Below are 18626 nucleotides of genomic sequence, written 5' to 3' on the forward strand. Positions count from 1 at the left end.
TTGCGGAAACGAGCCAAGGCAAGAGCCAAAGCATTGCGTATGCCGTTGATGCCTTCGTTGCAGCAACGACGCTTGCAATGCCACCTCATCTTCATGCTGGGTGACATTCTGGCAATTTTTGCGGGGTTTGTTTGCGCCGGTTATCTTCGCCAGGACGCTTTAACCGAATCGGCAACTATTTTGCCGCAATTGGTTTTGCCGGTCTATCTGTCCATTGCTCTGTACAATGACGCCTATTCCCTCAATTCTTTGAGCAGCACGAGCCATAGTGTGACGCGGGCGCTTTTGGCGCTGGGTGTGTCCGTTGCTGCGGTAACCTTCATCACGTTCTACGCCCGCTCTGCGGCGGAGTATTCGCGCAGCTTGTTCACCATTGGCGTTGTGCTGTCGGCTCTTTTTGTACTGGTCAATCGCGTGCTGATGCGGCGTGTGGTGCGCTGGCGTTGCGGTGTTTCGGTGATCAACCAGTTGGTTATCGACGATGGCGGCCCCAATATTACCCTGCCCGGCGCATTTCACGTATCGGCCCAGAGCTTTGCACTGACGCCCGCGTTGGATGACCCCAACGCGCTTGATCGTATCGGAATGATTATTCGCAATGCGGACCGTGTTGTGATCAGCTCGGTACCGGAGCGGCGCGCCTGTTGGTCGATCATCCTGAAGGGGGCCAATGTCGCTGGTGAAGTGGTGGATGACACTGTGCTTGAACTTTCGGCACAAGGCGCAAGAATTGCCAATGGCCACGGGTTGCTGCTGGTTTCAGTAGGTCCGATGGGGCTGCGCGATCGGTTGCAGAAGCGGATGCTGGATGCTTTTGTCGCTGGTTCGGCGCTGCTTTTGCTTTCGCCCATTCTGCTGTTGGTCGCATTGGCCATCAAATTGGAAGACGGCGGTCCGGTATTTTTTGTTCAGCGTCGCGTTGGGCGTGGTAACCGCTTTTTTCCGATTTTCAAATTTCGCAGCATGAGCGTGAACAGGGTTGGGCGTGATGGTACGCAATCGGCATCAAAGGATGACAAGCGTATTACGCGGGTGGGCAAGATCATCCGTTCGACCAGCATCGATGAATTACCGCAGCTATTGAATGTTTTGCGTGGGGATATGAGCCTTGTTGGCCCGCGTCCACATGCCACAGGTTCATTGGCGGGGAAGAAATTGTTCTGGGAAGTTGACCCGCGTTATTGGGAGCGACACGCGCTTAAGCCTGGATTGACCGGGCTGGCCCAGGTTCGTGGCTATCGCGGTGCGACCGATTGCGAAACCGACCTGACCCAGCGGCTCTATGCCGATCTTGAGTATTTGCATGGCTGGTCGCTCTGGCGTGATATTTGGATCATGTTGATGACCATTCGGGTGGTTGTCCATTCACGGGCTTTTTGAGCGATACAGGGCGGATCTGCGTCGGATACGTATTTGCATGGGTGCCAAGGTGGCGAAAATGGCAAATGCTAAGCGGGAAATTGGGTTGCATGCGATGAATACGACAGCGCGAGCGGCACTGTCATGCTGGACTTGTTTTCTCGATATGTGTATTCGCTAAGTGCTTTTACGGGTATTCCTTCGTCGGTGGAAGGTGGCAATATTTATGACGCCTTTCATGGCTAATCGTATAAAAGTGCAGCGATTTTTTGGCGCAATCTGTTTGCCATATCGGTTGGCTTTTGTGACGAATGGGTGTTTCGCGCCGACATGTGCAGATACCGGGGAGTAGCCAGTGCGTAGCCTCCTCGTTAATCAAGGTCGAACGGGATCTCTGGCGGCGGCCTGCTTCCTCATGTTGTTGCTGGCGGGGGGCGGCGGGGACGCGGCCCCTGCTTTGGCGGGCGTTGTGCAGGCCATTGTTGCTATAATCGCGATGGTCTGGCTTCTGGCCATGCGCCGCGATGAAGGAACACCGCCGCTGACGGCTTACGCGATCGCGGCTCTGGCCATTGCGGTTCCGGTTCTCCAACTGGTGCCGCTGCCTTCTGCGGTTTGGCAGGCCTTGCCGGGGCGGGAATTGATGCGCGAGTCCCTGACATTGGTGGCTGCTGCGAATAGTTGGCGTCCGTTGAGCCTGTTTCCTTTTGAAACTTTGGCTGTTCTGATGACGCTTGTGCCAGCCGCGATCATGCTTTTGCTGGCGTCCTCGCTTCGTTCATCGGGACGGGTGCTGCTTTTGATCCTTCTGGTTCTGGTGTCTCTGCTGGCGTTGGCGGTTGGTGCGGTCCAGGTATCGGGTGCTGATGGCAATCCATTGCGGTTCTACAATCCGAATTCGGCCATTCTTTCCGGTTTTCAATCCAATCGGAGCGGGCAGGCTGATATCTTTCTGATTGCGATCGTCTGCGTCGGCGGCATCACTCGCGAACTGTATCCCAAGGCGGCGATAGCGAACCGTCGCTGGCGCTTTCTGCTCCTTAATGGAACCATCGGCTTGCTCTTTGCGCTTGCTGTGGTGCTGACGCGTTCGCGCTTTGGCATGATGATGGTGCCTTTCGCGCTTTTGCTTCAATTGGCCTTTTTGCGACCCGCGCTGGGCATGTCACGCCGGGCCATGGCGGTCGGCGCCGGGTTGCTTGCGTTGATCATCGCGGGTGGGGTGGCGCTGATCGGCAGCATTCCCAAGGTCAGTTTGGCCTTGAGCCGCTTTACCACCACCACCGAATTGCGGCCCGAAATCTGGAAAGACACGCTCTATCTGATTGATAAATACGCTCCGTGGGGCACCGGGATGGGCACGTTTGAGCCTGTTTTTCAACTTGATGAACGGCTTGATTGGCTTGGCTATCGCATCATCAATCGCGCGCATTGCGACTTTCTGGAACTCTATCTCGAGGGTGGTATTCCCGCCTTGGTCATTTTGGCTGTTATTGTCGCGATCGTGGTCGGGGCGGCCGTCAAGGGTCTGCGCCAATCCTCTGGACCCGGCAAATGGCAGATTTGGTGTGCGCTTTGGGGCCTGTTCCTGATTGGAGCACATTCAGTGTTCGATTATCCATTACGCTCTATGTCTGTTGAAGCTATATTTGCGGTGATGGTTGCGATCATCCTTTGTGGTGCGCGACAAAAGACAACTCGTTCCGAATTGGAAATATAGGTATGAAGATGGTGGAACGGCGCACAATTGGGATCGTTTTGGCGCTCTCTTTGGCTGGTTGCGGAACGGTGAGGCCGAATGCGTCCATCCCGTCCGGCAATGCGGCGTATCAGTTGATCCCTGCCACAGAGAATGGCTTTGATCCTGGCGCTATTCAGCCGGGAGACAGGCTTGCGATCCGTGTCGTGGGCGAACCTGATCTGAGCAATGAGCAGTATTGGGTCGATGGCGCGGGCCGGGTTCAGATGCCGCTGGTGGGCGAATTTGCGGTGGTTGGGCGCAATACCCAATCCGTGCGTGAGGAAATCGAAAAGCGTCTGGCTGTTTCCTATATTCGCAACCCGCTGGTTTCCATCAGCATTGTGGAACACGCCAAATATGGCCTTACCGTTGAAGGTGAGGTGCAAAAAGCGGGCCGTTTCGAAGCATCGCCGGGCATGACGCTGTTGGGTGCCATCGCCTTGGCCGGCAGCCCGACCAAGGATGCCAAGCTTAACGAAATCTACCTTTTCCGGGAAAGAGGCGAGAAGCGTATAGGCGCTCGCTTTAACCTGTCAGACATTCGCAATGGCCGAAATCCCGATCCGCAAATCCTGCCCGGAGATGTGGTTGTGGTGGGCCGTTCCGCCCTGAAGGGAACCTGGCATGAGGTTCTCGCCGCGGCGCCCTTTGCCAATATCTATTACAACGTAGCGCGTTGAACCGTTGTCGGATCAGGCACAAGCATCAGGAAATTTGACCTTGTCTACAGCTGCTGCACCCGAAAATCCGGAACAGGAAAACCCCTTTGGCCAAACGGGAGGGGGGCTGAACTTTCGCTATATTTATGCGATGTTGCGGGCCAATCTCACCTTGGTCGGGTCGCTGTTTTTCGGGTCGATACTTATATCAGTAGCCGCAACCTTGTTGCAGACGCCGATCTATACCGCGCGCGGCACGATCCAGATCAACAGCGGCGCCAATCGCGTGCTGTCCAAGGATAATGACGAAAGTCAGGGTGAAGATGCGGCCGCGATGCAGGATGCGGACCGCTATCTGAAAACGCAGGTCGACATTCTCAAAAGCCGATCTCTGGCCTTGCGTGTGGTTGATGCGCTTAAATTGGTGGACAACCCTGCATTCTATACCGCCATGCGCGGAAAGCCGCCACGTGCGGGATCTACACGTACGCAGGCGTCGTTGGGGGCTGCCAGCCTCGTGATGAAGTCGCTCGACGTGACGATTCCGCGTGACAGCCGAATTGCGACGATTTCGATTGAATCGGCCGATCCTGTGCTGTCGGCAAAGATTGCCAATGCCTATGCTTCTGAATTTATTCAGTCGAACCTTCAGCGCAAGTTTGAAAGTTCGGGGTATGCACGCGAATTTCTCGCTCGGCAATTGGTGCAGGTGAAGGACAAGTTCGAACAATCCGAACGTACGCTCAACGATTATGCGCGCTCGGCCGGGTTGATTCACTCGGGCAACTCCACGCCGGGGGCCAACGGCCAGCCCGGCATGCAGAGCACGTCGGTCATCGGTGCCAGCCTTAATCAGTTCAACCAGTCGGCCAATGACGCAAAGGCCCGTCGCATCGCCGCTGAATCGCGTTGGCGCGCGATCAACGCCGGCCCCCTGCTCAACGCATCGGAAGTCGTGACCAATGCCGCGGTTTCTTCGTTGCTGACCCAGCGCGCGACGGCATTGGCCGCTTTGGAAGAAGAGCGCGCGCGTCACCTTGATGGCTATCCCACCGTTGCGGCCAAACAGGCCCAGGTCCAGGCTCTCAACAGCCAGATTCAGACCCTGGCCAATAACGTGCGCAACGCGGTTCGGATGGAATATGAAGCTGCGCTCAAGTCTGAGGTCGAGCTCAATTCGCAGGTTGATCGGCTCAAGGCCGATACGCTCAATGAGCAGGATCGCTCTGTTCAATATAACTTGCTTCAGCATGAAGTCGAAACGAACCGCCAGCTCTATGACGGCCTGCTCCAGCGCTACAAAGAGCTGAACGCTTCGGCAGGGATCAGCACGTCGAATATCTCGGTGATCGATATTGCCCAGATTCCCTCGAGGCCCAGCTCGCCTGATATTTTGCGCAACCTCCTGTACGGTTTGGCGGCCAGCATCGTGCTGACCACTACCATTCTGCTGATCAAGGAGCAGTTTGACGATTCAGTGCGCATTCCCGAGGATATTGAAAGTAAGCTTTCAATCCCGCTTCTGGGCGTGGTTCCGGTGTCCAACGGTGATAATCCGGTCATGGATCTTGATGATCCCAAATCCCAGATATCCGAAGCGTATAACTCGCTGCGTGGCTCTCTGCTTTTTGCGACACCCAAGGGCTTGCCGCAGCTGATGATGGTGACCAGCGCGCAGCCAGCCGAAGGTAAGTCCACCAGCAGCTATGCCATGGCGCGAACTTTGGCGCGAATGGACAAAAAGGTTCTGCTGGTTGACGCTGACTTGCGTCGCCCGTCACAGCATCGACATATCGATTATGACAATCAAAAGGGCTTGTCCGATGTGTTGACTTCGCGCGCAACCATGGCGGATCTGGCGCAGCAGGCGCCCCAATCGACCTTGTGGCTCCTGACTTCCGGCCCCATCCCTCCCAGCCCGACCGAACTTTTGTCGAGCCTGCGTATGCGTGAGGCGTTGGAGGAAGCCAAAGCCGTCTATGATGTGATCATCATTGACTCGCCGCCGGTTCTGGGGCTCGCGGACGCGCCGATGATTGCCGCAATCGTTGAAGGTGTTGTGTTCATTGTCGAATCCGACCGCAGCCGGCATGGCGCGTTGAAAACGTCCTTGCGTCGTCTGCGCGCGGTGCGTCCCAATATTTTGGGCGGCGTGCTGACGAAGTTCGATCCGCTCAAGAGCGGCAGCCGCTATTCGTCCTACTATGGCTATGAATATTATCAGTATCAGTACAGCTACGGCCAGCGTTGATCCATGAGAGTGGGGCGACCGCAGAGCACGATGGGAATGGTTCCTTGTTAACAAGACCTGTTCGATGGGCTGCGGCCACTTTGGCTGGCGCTTATGCGCTGCTGGCGCTGGTTGTCGGCGCCGACAGGGGGGAAACGGCCGGCAAGGTTCTGCCTGCCGCGATACCCTCTGCGCTGCGAGTGAATGCGCAGCTTGCTGATCTGCGTTCTGCTTTAGGTCGAAATGATAATGCTTCGGCCGTTGAATACGGGCGTGAAGCGATACGGAATGTGCCGCTGGATCCAAGGCGCCTTGGACTTTATGCCACCGCACTGAGCCGCAAGGGGCAGGGGGAACAGGCCTATCAGGTATTTCTGACCGCCGGAAAAATGGGCTGGCGCGATCCGATCACGCAATATTTCTGGATGCAAACTGCGATGGCGCTGAACGATGGCCCAATTGCGGCTTTGCGTCTGGATGGGATGTTACGGACCTGGCCCAGTTTTGCGTCGAACGCGGAACTGACGGCACCCTTTGAGGCCAACCCGCAATTTGGCGATGCATTAATTGCGCGCATAAAGGCGCAGCCTGAATGGGTGCGCGATTATGTGGCCAGTACCAGATTGCTCGAGGGGCAGCGTCTGGCCAATCGGCTGGGGCTGCTGCACCGACTTGCCGATAGTGGAATGAAGGTCGGTTGTGCGCAGATCGCTCAGGTTGTGGAACCTTTGGCGCGCAGTGGCCTGATCGATGACGCCTTTAGCCTGTGGCGCGACCATTGCGACGATAAGCCGGCCGGAGCCATCATGGATGGCAATTTTGACGCCTATAGTCCTGATTATGAGGAAACCGTGCCGTTCCGTTGGCGCGTCCCGGCATCGGGCGATTTGAACGTTGAAGGTCAGCGTCAAAAGGCGGGCGGAAAATTCCTGACGATGCGCAACGTATCGCCAATGCCCATGGTTGCGGCCAGTCAGATTGCGATGGTTGAGTCCGGCATTTACCGGATTACGTGGATGGCCAAGGATGAAGATGGCAACACCAGCAACGCGCTGACCCCTCAATTGTGGTGTTCGGATGCCAGTGAAATTCTGCCGACCAAGAGCACGGCTTTGCCGCGAGGGCGTTGGCAGGCGGATTTGCGGATCGGGCAAACGTGCAAAGCATGGACATTGCAATTTACGCTTCAGCCAACGCCGCGTCCGATTGTATTTGGTTCGGTGTCGTTGATCAAAAGTGCCAATTAATAAATTTCTGGTGCGATTTATACCCTTCGGTATCGGCGCTGGAATTCGATCATTGGCAATGCAAATGGTGAACAGCTTACAAATATTTTGTACAGAACGACGTTTTTATGGGTTTATGGCGATTAACCTTCCAACGAAATTGGAACTGGGCTAAACTCTTACTACCTTAGGGGTAGGGTAAATTATGGGTAAATTGCGGCCAAAGCGGTTGGCGTTGGTTTGGAGCCAGTTTGCCGCATATCATGTTGATCGTTGCGAAGCATTAGCCGCATTGGCGGCGGAGATGGCAGAAATTTATGCGATAGAGGTAGCGACCTCATCCAAACTCTATGCTTGGGCGCCGTCAGGATCTGTTGCCGGGGCCAAAAAAATTACGCTTTTTCAAGATAATAAATTTGAAGAAGTGTCCTCTTTGCGCCGATTTGCCAAACTCTTTTCCCAGTTGGTGCAATGTGATCATGTGTTTATGGGCATCGGTTATCATGAACCGGAAATTATCCCTTTGGTTTGGATATTGCGCCTTTTTGGCGTGAAGACATATTTGATGATTGATTCCAAATATGATGATTCACCAAGAAAGAACTGGTTCGAATTTTTGAAGTCTGTTGGCCTCTCAGCCTATTCCGGGGCGCTGGTCGCGGGAAGAAGACATCGTGAATATGTCCAATTCCTTGGATTTCAAAATAGGCCGGTACTGCTCGGCTACGATTGCGTCAGCATCGACCGGATGAAGAAAATTGCTGTTGGCGATCATCATGTGGTTTCATGGCATGAACGCGATTTTCTTTTTGTGGGTCGCTTCGTGGCCAAGAAGAATATTCTCAATATGCTTGACGCCTTTCACAGGTATTGTGAGCAAGCAGCGAGCAGTTCCCGGCGGTTGATATTGATGGGAGATGGGCCGCAGCGCGCCGAGATCATGGGGCGGATTAGAGATCTCGGGTTAACTGAAAAAGTAATAATGACTGGATTTCTACCTATTAATGAGGTAGCCACAGCCATATCCAAATCCTTGGCTTTGCTTTTGGTAAGCGATGAAGAGCAATGGGGGTTGGTCGTAAACGAGGCTGTCGCTTTAGGGATTCCCGTCATTGCGTCGGCCAGTTGTGGGTCAACTGATCTGTTGGTTCGTAATCTCGTTAATGGCTTTGTTGTTGAGGCGCGTTCCGCCGAAGCAATTTCTGCGGCCATGTTGAAAATGGTCCAGTCCGAGGATCAATGGCGCGCTATGGCGAAGGCTTCATCGACGTTTGAACAAATGGCGGATGTCGGCTTCTTTGCAAATTCCGTGATGCAGCTTGCGGGATTGAAATAAATAATTGGCCACTGTGGCCGAGTAGAAGAGGGAATTCTGTGCAAGCAGTCGGCTTCCTTTGGGCCCAGTTTTCAGCCTATCATGTCGACCGTTGCGTTGCTGCGGCCAGTCGCCTCGCCGGTAAAGCGCAAGTCTATGCGGTGCAGGTTTGCACCAAATCCAATCTCTATGTTTGGGAACCGTTCAAGGACGTAGAAGGCGCGACGACGGTTACGCTGTTTCCGGACACGCTTTATGAGGCTACGACGCCTTGGGCGCGATTTCGCAAACAATACAATGTCCTGCGCAAATGCAAAACTGTCTTCATCGGCGTTGCATACAGCGAGCCTGAAATCCTGCCGATGGTGCTTTTGCTGCGACTGTCAGGCGTTCGCGTCATCATGATGAGCGCCACCAAATATGACGATTACCCAAGGTCGGCATGGATTGAATTGGTCAAGGGCGCGTTACTTTCGGTCTATCAGGGCGCCATCGTCGGTGGCCGCCGACAGATGGAATATTTGCGGTTTCTGGGGTTTCGAAAAAGGCCGATCCTGACGGGTTACAACGCCGTCGGACTGGACCGCGTCCGTAAGCAGGGCGAGAAATATTTGCCGGTTGAGGGCGTGTCGTTCCGTGATCGGCCTTTTGTCTATGTCGGACGTTTCGTGCCGAAAAAGAATTTGGAAGTGTTGATAGATGGCTTTTCCCGCTATGTACAAAGCGTAGGCGCTGAAAACGCCCACAAATTGGTTATGGTGGGTTCCGGACCGCTTGAAGGTGCGTTGCGTGAACAAATCGCCGCGGCATGCATCGATGATCTCGTGGAATTTTCGGGCTTTCTTACCGCCCCTGAGGTGGCCGGTGTGTTGGCAAAGAGCCTGGCGCTCGTTTTGGTCAGCACCGAGGAGCAATGGGGCTTGGTCGTCAACGAGGCTTTGGCCTTTGGCGCGCCGATGCTGACCTCATCGCCGGTCGGTTCCAATGATGCGCTGACGCGAAATCTTGTAAATGGTTATATCGTCGAGCCGGATTCACCAGAAGGCGTCGGTCGCGCGATGGCCCTGCTGTCTCATGACGAAGAATCCTGGAACTGCATGAAAGAAGAATCGCTCAAACGCCGTTGGATGGGGGATTCGGAGCGATTCGCCGACGCGGTCGAGGTTATGCTCTTTCCAGATTCATCTGAGGCTAAAGAGCGTGTTGCGCGGTTTATGCAGGAAATGGGAGCGACGCTCTAAGGCTTCCTGGTCGAATCGGGGATTTGATGCCTTGCCTTGTCCGCCCCTTGTCCGACCGCTATGCTGACAATATCGTTGATGAGGCGATGCAAGGCATCACGGATATAACAAGTCGCCGAATATCAGTAGAGACTCTGCGTAGCGTTGGTTCCGCCACGCAGAGTCTCTGTCGATTATCAGTTCACACGACGCAAACTTGGCGTGTACATGCGGACGGTAAAGTTGTTAGCCGCGCCGCTTGGGAACGCGAATACAAGGCTTGGCATGATATAGGCCGTGGCCCCGTTTGTTAGCGTGATTGCCCCATTCCCAAAACTTGCCACCGTAGCCGTGGGCGTGAACGCCGTCAGGATGTCGGTCAAAAGCGCGTTTGAGGAATTGTAATTAGGCAGACTGAGCGCCATGGCCCCGTTGGTGCCGTCAAAGCCCGACAGGGTGGTCAATCCCGTCAAAGACCCTGCCGTCAAAGCGATCGGCATGTAATACATCCATGTCTGGCCGCTGATGGCGGGAACGGATTTGGTCGATTCGCAATAGACAGTAAATTTGCCAGCGCTTGTGGTTGTGCCGGCGAATTGCAACTCGATAAAGCTGCCGTTACTGTCGGCACCCACTGCATTCACAGTGATTGTCAGGCCGGCCAACCCACCCGACGATGTGCCCGACCAACCCGTCGGCCAGGTGTTGATGCCGCCGCCGACCATCGTCCGATTGCGAGGCAAAAGCGGATATTGGGCCAGCGCCCTTTCTCTACCGATTCGAGCCGCGCCCGTATTTACAATCCAATCACCGGTAATGAACTGATCAGCGCTGCCGGCCGTAATCACAGGCGCTTTTACCCGGACCTGCCATGTCGTTGGCGAGGCATGGGCAGGCAGGCTTACGGGCTGAATGAGGCGCCCGGCCGTTTCCGGCAAAGGAACCGTTCGTTGAAAGGCGAGCAGGTTGTTGGCATAATTGAAGACTTCGACGGTAACCTGCGACACGCTTCGGATCGGGGCTCTTTGCAATGCCAATTCCAGGAAAATAGTACCTTGCCCGTTGGGCAAACTGGCGGCGGTGAACCCGGAAACCATGCCGCCCCCGGCCGCACCCACCGTGACCAGATCCCAATCCTGACCGCCGCTTGTATCGCCAGTACGAACTCTGGTTACCCCGCTCATCGGGGTGCGCATGATCTGGCTTACCCCGTTGAGCAGGCAGACGTTCTTCGGGTTGTCGCTGACCGGATAGAGTTCGACCCGGTTGACATCACCCGGCCAATAGCAGGCCCAGTCGCGCAAGCGGCCACACAGATGGCTGGAAAATGCCAAGGGAACCGTCCCGCTGGCATCGTCAAACTCAAAATCGCTGTTGGTGTTTGAATAATTAGGCGATCGTCCGTTTGGCCATTCAATAACATGGGTATATTGGCCGCCGACATAGATGTCGCCGCCCATACGCATGCCGCGCAAATTGGAAATGTAGGAGCGCATAAAAGGAACATTGGGCGACGTAATTGAGGCCACTCGATTATTCTGAATGCGCAAGCCGGAGAGATAGCCGGTGTCGGTCGTGCTGGGGCGATAGGTGGCGCGATCGGTGCCGGAGGACGTGTCCTCGGTCGCGATCAGGATGCGCGGGCCGCATTGCCCCGCAACCTGCCCCTCGGCGCCGAACTTATTGGCCTCGATCATCGAGCCATGGCCGCCATTCGTGTCGCCACTGTCGGACACGTTGGGCTTAAGCCAAATATCCGCTTTGGTCGGCAAACTGGCCTGGCCGATGAAGTCATTGCGCCGAATGTGAAAGCTGCCCGAAAGATAGGGGCCAACGGCGATATGATATTCGTTCGGGCCAAAGCTGTTATCCTCGATCACCATTTGATCGACGTAGCCCCCCCACGCAATCCCGACGGTCGAGTTGCCCGGCTTCCCCGCGAAAAAACAGTCCTTTACCTTGAGGTAAGGGCTGTCCGAGGAATTGTTGCTGATCGCGCATTCGGTATAGTTGTAGAACAGGCAGCGGGTGAATTGGCAAAGGTTGATGACGTTGACGGCCGTACGCGTCGATTTGTACGCGCCCTTGCCGCCGACAAAGATGATGCCGTCGCAAACAATCGAAAAGGGTTGGCCGGTCTGCTGGCAGAAATATTTGCCATCCGGGATTCGAATCACAACCGTCCAGGGAATGCGCGCGACAAGACGCAACGAACCGTCAGTCAGCGTCAGATCACCCGCATCATAGATCCCCGGTTCGATCACGATGCCATTTTGATATTCCAACGGCCCGAGCACGCCCGTGGGGGCGGCCGAACGCGATGAAATCATGTTCAACAATGCGGCATCAAAACCGCCTTGGTCTGCGGTTCCGGACAATCCGTCCCCCACGGCACCGATTTGGGTGGGGACAATCGAGCGGGTCTGCGCGGCGCGTAAGGCAGCGGCAGCGTTGCTGGCGGCCTGCGTCGCCAATCGGCGTGAAACCAAATCAATCATTGCGCCACCCGGTAGTTAATGGTTCCCGAAATGATGGTCATGCGCAAATACAGCTGCGCTCCCACTTCGCTCTCATCCCAGATCGCCTCGCAGCAATTGGTCGAGAAAACGCCCGAAGGCGCGCCGCCGATGGTAATGGGCAAAGATGTGATGCCTCCATCGGTTGAACGTTCGATGGAAACATTCCCCTCCCATGTGCCCGAAAGAGCCAGAATTACACTGCGCCCGATGACGGGCAGATAGGGGCCAACGCTGATGCTCGAACTGGCCTGACCGGAGAGGGCCGTTGCAGGTCCGCCCGTCGTGGTGACAGGAAGAGGGCTGGTGCTCGATACAAAATTCGCGAAATTATCGGGCGCCGAAAACGTCATGGCCGTGGGCGTGATATAGCCGGATGGGATTTTGATAGGGGTCAACATAGCTCGTCCTTTCGAGTCTAACTGAAAGGAATGCTAACCATATCGGTACATGTAGGAAACGCAAAAATCCAATTTAGGGTGTTGCTGCGGATTGGGAACCGAGTGACAGGCGAGGATTTCGAGGCAAGGTTCAAATCGTTCAGTCAGCACTCACCCAAACCCATTTAGTGCTTAGGGCCATCACCCTGCACCGGGCGCAGGAAAGAAGGGACTCACCCTATGAAAAAGGCATTGTTCACACTGGGGATGCTGATGTGTGCCTCACTTCCGCATATAGGCGAAGCGCAAGCGCCCATGCCCAAGTTCGTGTGGGCCCATTATTATCCAGTCATGCCCAATGATACGCATATGCAATATGGTGCGACCTATCCCATCACGCTGATGATGCCGGATGACAAGTCAGGTGCTGACTTTCAGAATAGATTTGTTGCAATGCTCAAAAATACCGGCGTTAATGGGTTGAGCTACGAGATAAATCCGCAAATAAATAGTAAGGCGCCCGGCCTGTCTGCTTATGAAAAAATGGTAGCGTTTCTAGAAAAGTCATCCATCGCTGTCGCACCTTGCATTGATGCAGGATATTACCCCGGCATTGAAAATGACATTTTCAATATTATCACCGGCGCCTATGATGTCGCCCGTAAATATTCAAATCCGGCAATTCAAAGGGACGGTCGCCTGATCGTCTTCTTTTATGGCTCGCGCGAATTGTCAGCAGATTTTTGGTCCACGCTGCGGCAACGCTTGGCCAAGGCAGGTTACAAGGTGTTTTTGGCCGGCGATATAGGGGTGGCCAATGAAGCGCCGGGGCAAAAGATGGCCATTGCCTCGCGCTTGGCGCCCAATTGGGATGCTGCCTATAATTTCTCAAGCGCAGGCACGGGAAGCGCGGCTGACTCCAACCGGAATTTCTCACTGAACATTCAGAAAAGCGGAAGGTTCTGGATCAATAGTGTGATGCCTGGATACTTTCGGGGAAGTGCGCGAAATGGACAATACATCGGTTTTGGCGTGGATGCGCTGGGCACTCAAAGGCTAACCGATTATTGGAACGAAATCATAAAATCGGGATCCCCTTGGGTCTATTTTACAACCGCTAATGATTTTGTTGAACACACAAACCTCATGCCGGACAGCACGTGGGGCTACACTCGTTCCGATATCAACCTGTGGTTTTCCAGTAAATTCCTGGGACGAACATATCCATTGCGACCAGCATTTTACCTGACATCACCGCAAATTATCTATCCCGATGATAAAAGCTCGATTGAAATCGCCGCGATCAACCCTTCGACGCAGCCTCTCAATCTGACCTATCGGTTAATGGATGGGCAAGGCAACGTGCTGAAAACTGGTATATTTCGTGCATTGGCCTCGAATTTCAGCGCACTCAAAATACCCGTTATGCGTCCATCTGGATCTGCAAGCTCCTATCGCATGGAAGTACGTGGCGCAGGTGCACAAATTCTATCCGCCCCAGTTCTGTTTCACAACGGTCCGCGTGCTGCGGATCGCCCCCCCATCAATTACTATAGTGTGAGCAGTCGCGAATTTTCACCGGGCGATACTCCACTTTCTATTGACTGGCGCGCGGGCGTCTTCACGATCAAAGGTTTGAATTTATTAAATGTTCTTTCCGCAGATCTTTTGATGAACGGTAATTTGATCGATCAGGTTAAACTGCCGACGGGAAACCCTGTCTTGTCGGTTAATCGCAGGCTCTCATTCGGTCGCAATTCCAACGATAATGGCACCCGATCTGGCGAGCAAAATAAGTATGTCGTGCGGGTTGTCTATAAAAGCGGCTATATCTGGTATTCTGACGCCTATTTCGACAAGCAGGGGTAATGGAGAAAGTTCACCTTAATTTTTCTCCAAATACGCCAGCGTTTGGCATTGAGCGTCCAATTCGTTCATGGGCCATCGGCGGCGAAATATAGAAAAATTCCATTTCATTCAAATCTCTGGATCGGCTTTTCAAAGTTTCCCCGCACAAGAATATATATTTTGCATAGAGTTTTGTTGCAGTGCGAAATCAAACCTCGACTCTGCCCTCCACAGTGTGCTACTGGTTTACACCTAACTAGGAGAAAGCTCAGATGGCTACTAACATGCTTGTGGTACTCGCCGCTGCCGGTTTGGTGGCCGGCACGCCCTCTCAAAACACGCAGGTTCGCTCGTCGGCTGCCATTCCGGCTGCTGCAAAGAGCCAGTTGGTTAACGCTGCTCCCAAGCGTAACCTGGGTGCATCGTGCCTTGTCTCGGCAAAGCGGGTTGCTGGTAAGAATGCAGCGACGCGTTGCGTCGAAGCTCAGGCCACTCAGGCCATCAGTCTGGGCGCTTGGAACGCAATGTCCAATTTCGCCTTGCCGATGGTTGGTGCGATGGCTGGTTCGTTCATCGTAACCGAAGTGATCAATGACAATAACGGCAATACGACAGTCGTGATTTCTTCGCGCTGATCTGTTGCTTTAAGCCTACAGCTTAGAAAGCCCCTCCTGTTTTCGGGAGGGGCTTTTTTATTGTGCTTCTGACCTGCCCCCCGAAAGTTCCCCCAATCTGATGTAGAGTCTGCCACTGTAAGGAGCAGACGTATGAGGAAGAGCCGTTTCACCGAGGCGCGGATTATCGGGATGATCAAGGAGTGTGAGGCGGGACTTCCGACTGTGCCGGTCACTTATCTCACTATGCCACCTTGGCTTCGAATGCGCGCGGGCTGATGCTCCATCCGGAGTATCGCAGAAGAGCCAGGATTTCCTGGCTGTTGCAAAGATCCTGATGTCGCGTTCGAGAAGATTGTCGTCGATCGCCATCCTGGCGTCTTGGGCATAGCACCTCACTGCCCACAATCCCCTCGTGGACACAATCAATCATGTCGACAGCGCTGAACAGGTGCAGCGCTTTGCGCGCTTACGCTGGAGACAGAGCCATTGCCTTCCAACGATTTCCCAACAATTGGGTAATAGACCTGATTCAGCCCTTCATCGGCAGAAGATGGTGCAATGTCACCGCAATCGACATCAGACACAGGCCCAGCAAGGGCAAGGCATGCGCCAATGAGATGTTGCTGCGGCCACATGTCTTGCTGGCTGCGATCGTGAATGCGGCCAATATCATGGGCTCGCTATAGCGTTGATAGGCGGCATACGTCAGCATGAGTGCGCAAAGAAAGCCCGCCAAGGCCAAGATTTCGGACGGCAATTGGCCCGCAGCTTTCAAATCCAGTGCCATCAGCAGCAGAGTCGTCGCCCCAGCCATGGCCATGATCAACACGGCCGCGGAATGATGTCCGACCAGGCCGATGCGCGCGAGGCTCCATGTGATCGAGCCAAACCGCCCGGCCTCTGGGATCGGGTCGGTTGGTACGACCGACCACAGGGCCAAAACCAAGAGATTGAGTGCGATGAACAGGACTCGATTCCTGCGCTCGCGGCCGAGGGCGATCCATTGTTGAAAGCGTAACGCACCAAATCCAACGCCCCACATGCCCGCAACGCCCAGATGACCGAGCAGGGCATAAGGGAACAACCCTTTTGGGTTTAAAGCCGCCACCATGCCCGGCGGCGTCAGTCCACCCCATTGCCGGATGTAAACCGCCAGCATCAGCACGGCGGGCAGCGCCGCGATACCGACGGCGAGAATCTTGGTCACAGAACGTGTGGCCAAGGCCCGAATGCCATATAACAGTCCGACAAACGGTAACAAAAGGTGGCGCGTGCCCGCAATCAGCAGGAGTTGCGCCGCTTGGGCGATCAACCCCGACCTTTCCCACCCCAACAAGGCGATGAGCACCAGCGTCAGTGCCGGACCATCAGTCCCGAAATAGACCGCCCCGGAAATGACATACCAACAGGCCGTCAAAGGCAACGCCAGCAGCAGAGCCATGGCGGGGTCGGCATGACGGCGCAAATGACGGATCAGCAAAAGCGGACCCGCAGCGCTGATGATGAAATGGGCCAGCCGTACCACAAGGGAGGAATTGTCCACCGTGGCCAGCCCCGCAAGATGTCCGATCACGCCCATAAGCGCGTGGTACAAAGGCAATGTGGTTGCCGTTGCAGGATAGGTCAGCAGATCGCCGGGGTGGTTCAGGAAATAGTTGATCTGGGGCAGATGGAATGTGACAGCATCATAGGCCAAACCATCATGTCCGGCATTGCCCGACAAAACGATCGGCAAGGTCAGGCACAGGAACAGTCCGAACGCCCATCGCGCATCCATCACGCGCCTGATAATTCCAATATCAGCCATTGCTTTGCACCATATCTGTTGGCGCGCTCAACTCGACCCAGCTTCCGTTGGCCTGCTGTATGCGCCATCCGGGCAAGGCCATAGCCGCCTCGCGCGGCAGCATCAGGTTGACATGCCAGGCCGCCAGCTTTGCCTGTGTGTCTGCGTCAATCAGGCCATGCCGCAAACCATTCAGAACATTGCCTATTGTCGCATTCCGCTCCTGCTGACGGCGGATGGCATCGGGCGAGGACAGGTAATAGACATTGCCATCAAGGCCGCTTTTGCGTGCGATCGTATTCCACGGCGCCAAGACCCAATTCTTTTTGGGCGATACGATCAACAACCTGCGATCCACCCGGTCGCCGCGAATTGTCGAGAGCAGCCCCAACGCATCGGCAGGAATGGATTGATCGACAAAGCCCAATTTACTGTCGAGCCGATAGACCGTGCGGTCGCCCGACAGGTTGGCCGCCAGAAACAGGCCCAGCCCCACACCCAGACCGGACATGGCAAGCGGCAGGCTTAAAAAGTCGCCCAGAGCAAAAATCTTGATCCCGCGCCTTTGCGTCAAGGAGCGCAGGGCGCGCAGCACAAGCATGGCCACCGCAATCACCAGAGCCAGCTTGATCCACTTGCCATCACTGGTGACTTTCAGGACGATCAGCGCGACCAGCAGCATCGCGCGTTCCAGTCCATTGAGCCATTGGGTGTCCTTCAGGCGGATGAGCGCCAGAACGAAGAAAATCAAACTTGCCGTTTCCAGCCCCCGGGCAGGGCTGAGCAGGACGGCGACCGGAATGGGCGCGATTTTCCAGCCCCAGGTCAGATAGAGGCCGCCCGCCAGCCAGATCAGCATGCTGCCCAGAAGGATGGCGCCAATGGGTGCCTTCAACGCCGGGGACAGTTTGCGCCATTCCAAAAAGGAGAAAAGCATGGCGCCCAAAAACAGCGCGGTTTGCAAAATGGGGCCGGCAAAAGGATTGTCTTCCAGCGGGTAAGCCTGAAGCAACACCCGCGTCATCATCATCTTTTCATCCGGCGTCATCGGCTGGATATTGTGCAACGCGCTCCACCCGGGACCGGCCATGGACAGCAATAACAGCCCCCATGCGGCCGGAGATGTCGAGCGCATCGCCAACAGGGCCAGTCCGGCAAAGCCGACCAGCGGCCAGCCGACCTTGAGCGAAAGCAGATTGATCGGGATGAGCAGGGCGGTCATGGCCACCACCCGCCGCTCAATCAGAAAACAGACAAACCAAGCCCGAAGCGCCAGCGCGATGAAGGTGAAGGAGAAATTATGTTCCTGAAGCCAAGAGGCCTTGTTGAACTGGATCAGTTTGAAATCGATAAACGCCAAAGCCACCAACAAGGTCAGGCGCATTAACGGATCGGTGACGCCAAAACTGTTGCCCAGCACGCGCCAGATCGCCGTCCCTGCCAAGGCGCCCGTGGCCAGATAGATTGTGACCAAAATCCCCGGTTGGGTAACATCAAGATGCAACCATCCCAGCAGCGCCAGCAATGGCGTCGATCCCGAAACCATGGAATGGGTAACGTAATCGTCCAGCCCATAAAGTGAGGGATCAGCGGCCTTTTGCAAAAAGGGCGCTACCACCGCGTCAACCGCGGTGAAACGCGCATAAAGCAGCAGCAGGACAGCAAAGCCCAGCATGGCCACAAGGACAGGCGCCATACGGTCAGAAACAGAATGAGCCTTTGTCACGCC

The 18626-nt window shown here is 55.1% G+C and carries 13 protein-coding genes and 1 pseudogene; 9 read left to right on the forward strand and 5 right to left on the reverse strand.

Annotated elements, in window-relative coordinates; all coding sequences use genetic code 11:
• The first annotated feature begins 93 nt into the window (after window positions 1-93).
• From AC2S2E_RS05230 to AC2S2E_RS05260, 7 genes are all read left to right on the forward strand, one after another.
• Window positions 94-1380, forward strand: coding sequence for a sugar transferase (locus AC2S2E_RS05230; protein WP_476105866.1), 1287 nt, complete (start codon window positions 94-96; stop codon window positions 1378-1380).
• Between the two features lie 475 nt (window positions 1381-1855).
• Window positions 1856-3079, forward strand: a complete 1224-nt coding sequence (locus tag AC2S2E_RS05235; RefSeq protein WP_486523979.1) for an O-antigen ligase family protein — start codon at window positions 1856-1858, stop codon at window positions 3077-3079.
• A 185-nt stretch (window positions 3080-3264) separates the two neighbouring features.
• Window positions 3265-3780: a polysaccharide biosynthesis/export family protein gene (locus tag AC2S2E_RS05240; RefSeq protein ID WP_486523980.1), complete on the forward strand. Its 516-nt coding sequence runs from the start codon at window positions 3265-3267 to the stop codon at window positions 3778-3780.
• Between the two features lie 40 nt (window positions 3781-3820).
• On the forward strand, window positions 3821-6010 hold the full coding sequence (locus AC2S2E_RS05245; protein ID WP_486523981.1) for a GumC family protein: 2190 nt from the start codon (window positions 3821-3823) through the stop codon (window positions 6008-6010).
• A gap of 80 nt (window positions 6011-6090) precedes the next feature.
• Window positions 6091-7236: a tetratricopeptide repeat protein gene (locus AC2S2E_RS05250; protein WP_486523982.1), complete on the forward strand. Its 1146-nt coding sequence runs from the start codon at window positions 6091-6093 to the stop codon at window positions 7234-7236.
• A 184-nt stretch (window positions 7237-7420) separates the two neighbouring features.
• Entirely contained in the window at window positions 7421-8551 is a 1131-nt protein-coding gene (locus tag AC2S2E_RS05255) for a glycosyltransferase (protein ID WP_476105861.1), read from the forward strand.
• Between the two features lie 38 nt (window positions 8552-8589).
• A complete protein-coding gene (locus AC2S2E_RS05260; protein ID WP_486523983.1) occupies window positions 8590-9771 on the forward strand; it encodes a glycosyltransferase in 1182 nt (393 codons plus the stop codon).
• A gap of 176 nt (window positions 9772-9947) precedes the next feature.
• Here AC2S2E_RS05260 and AC2S2E_RS05265 read toward each other — a convergent pair whose 3' ends face one another.
• Both AC2S2E_RS05265 and AC2S2E_RS05270 read right to left on the reverse strand, forming a co-directional pair.
• Window positions 9948-12248 carry a hypothetical protein gene (locus tag AC2S2E_RS05265; protein ID WP_486523984.1) on the reverse strand — a complete coding sequence of 767 codons (2301 nt, stop codon included), beginning with the start codon at window positions 12246-12248 and terminating at the stop codon, window positions 9948-9950.
• Entirely contained in the window at window positions 12245-12667 is a 423-nt protein-coding gene (locus tag AC2S2E_RS05270) for a hypothetical protein (RefSeq protein WP_486523985.1), read from the reverse strand. The genes AC2S2E_RS05265 and AC2S2E_RS05270 overlap by 4 nt, the downstream gene beginning before the upstream one ends.
• 219 nt (window positions 12668-12886) lie before the next feature.
• On the opposite strand from AC2S2E_RS05270, the gene AC2S2E_RS05275 reads away from it, so the two are divergent.
• Both AC2S2E_RS05275 and AC2S2E_RS05280 read left to right on the forward strand, forming a co-directional pair.
• Window positions 12887-14515: a glycoside hydrolase family 71/99 protein gene (locus AC2S2E_RS05275; RefSeq protein ID WP_486523987.1), complete on the forward strand. Its 1629-nt coding sequence runs from the start codon at window positions 12887-12889 to the stop codon at window positions 14513-14515.
• Between the two features lie 251 nt (window positions 14516-14766).
• Window positions 14767-15129, forward strand: coding sequence for a hypothetical protein (locus tag AC2S2E_RS05280; RefSeq protein ID WP_476105856.1), 363 nt, complete (start codon window positions 14767-14769; stop codon window positions 15127-15129).
• Between the two features lie 246 nt (window positions 15130-15375).
• Here AC2S2E_RS05280 and AC2S2E_RS05285 read toward each other — a convergent pair.
• The 3 genes and pseudogenes from AC2S2E_RS05285 to AC2S2E_RS05295 all read right to left on the reverse strand — a co-directional run.
• Window positions 15376-15492: pseudogene (locus AC2S2E_RS05285) on the reverse strand (IS66 family transposase); the annotation flags it as partial.
• 148 nt (window positions 15493-15640) lie between these two features.
• On the reverse strand, window positions 15641-16918 hold the full coding sequence (locus tag AC2S2E_RS05290; RefSeq protein ID WP_486523988.1) for a hypothetical protein: 1278 nt from the start codon (window positions 16916-16918) through the stop codon (window positions 15641-15643).
• Complete coding sequence (locus tag AC2S2E_RS05295) at window positions 16911-18623, reverse strand: hypothetical protein (protein ID WP_486523989.1); 1713 nt, start codon at window positions 18621-18623, stop codon at window positions 16911-16913. The genes AC2S2E_RS05290 and AC2S2E_RS05295 overlap by 8 nt, the downstream gene beginning before the upstream one ends.
• Window positions 18624-18626 lie beyond the last annotated feature (3 nt).

It is taken from the genome of Novosphingobium sp. 550D (assembly GCF_057401885.1).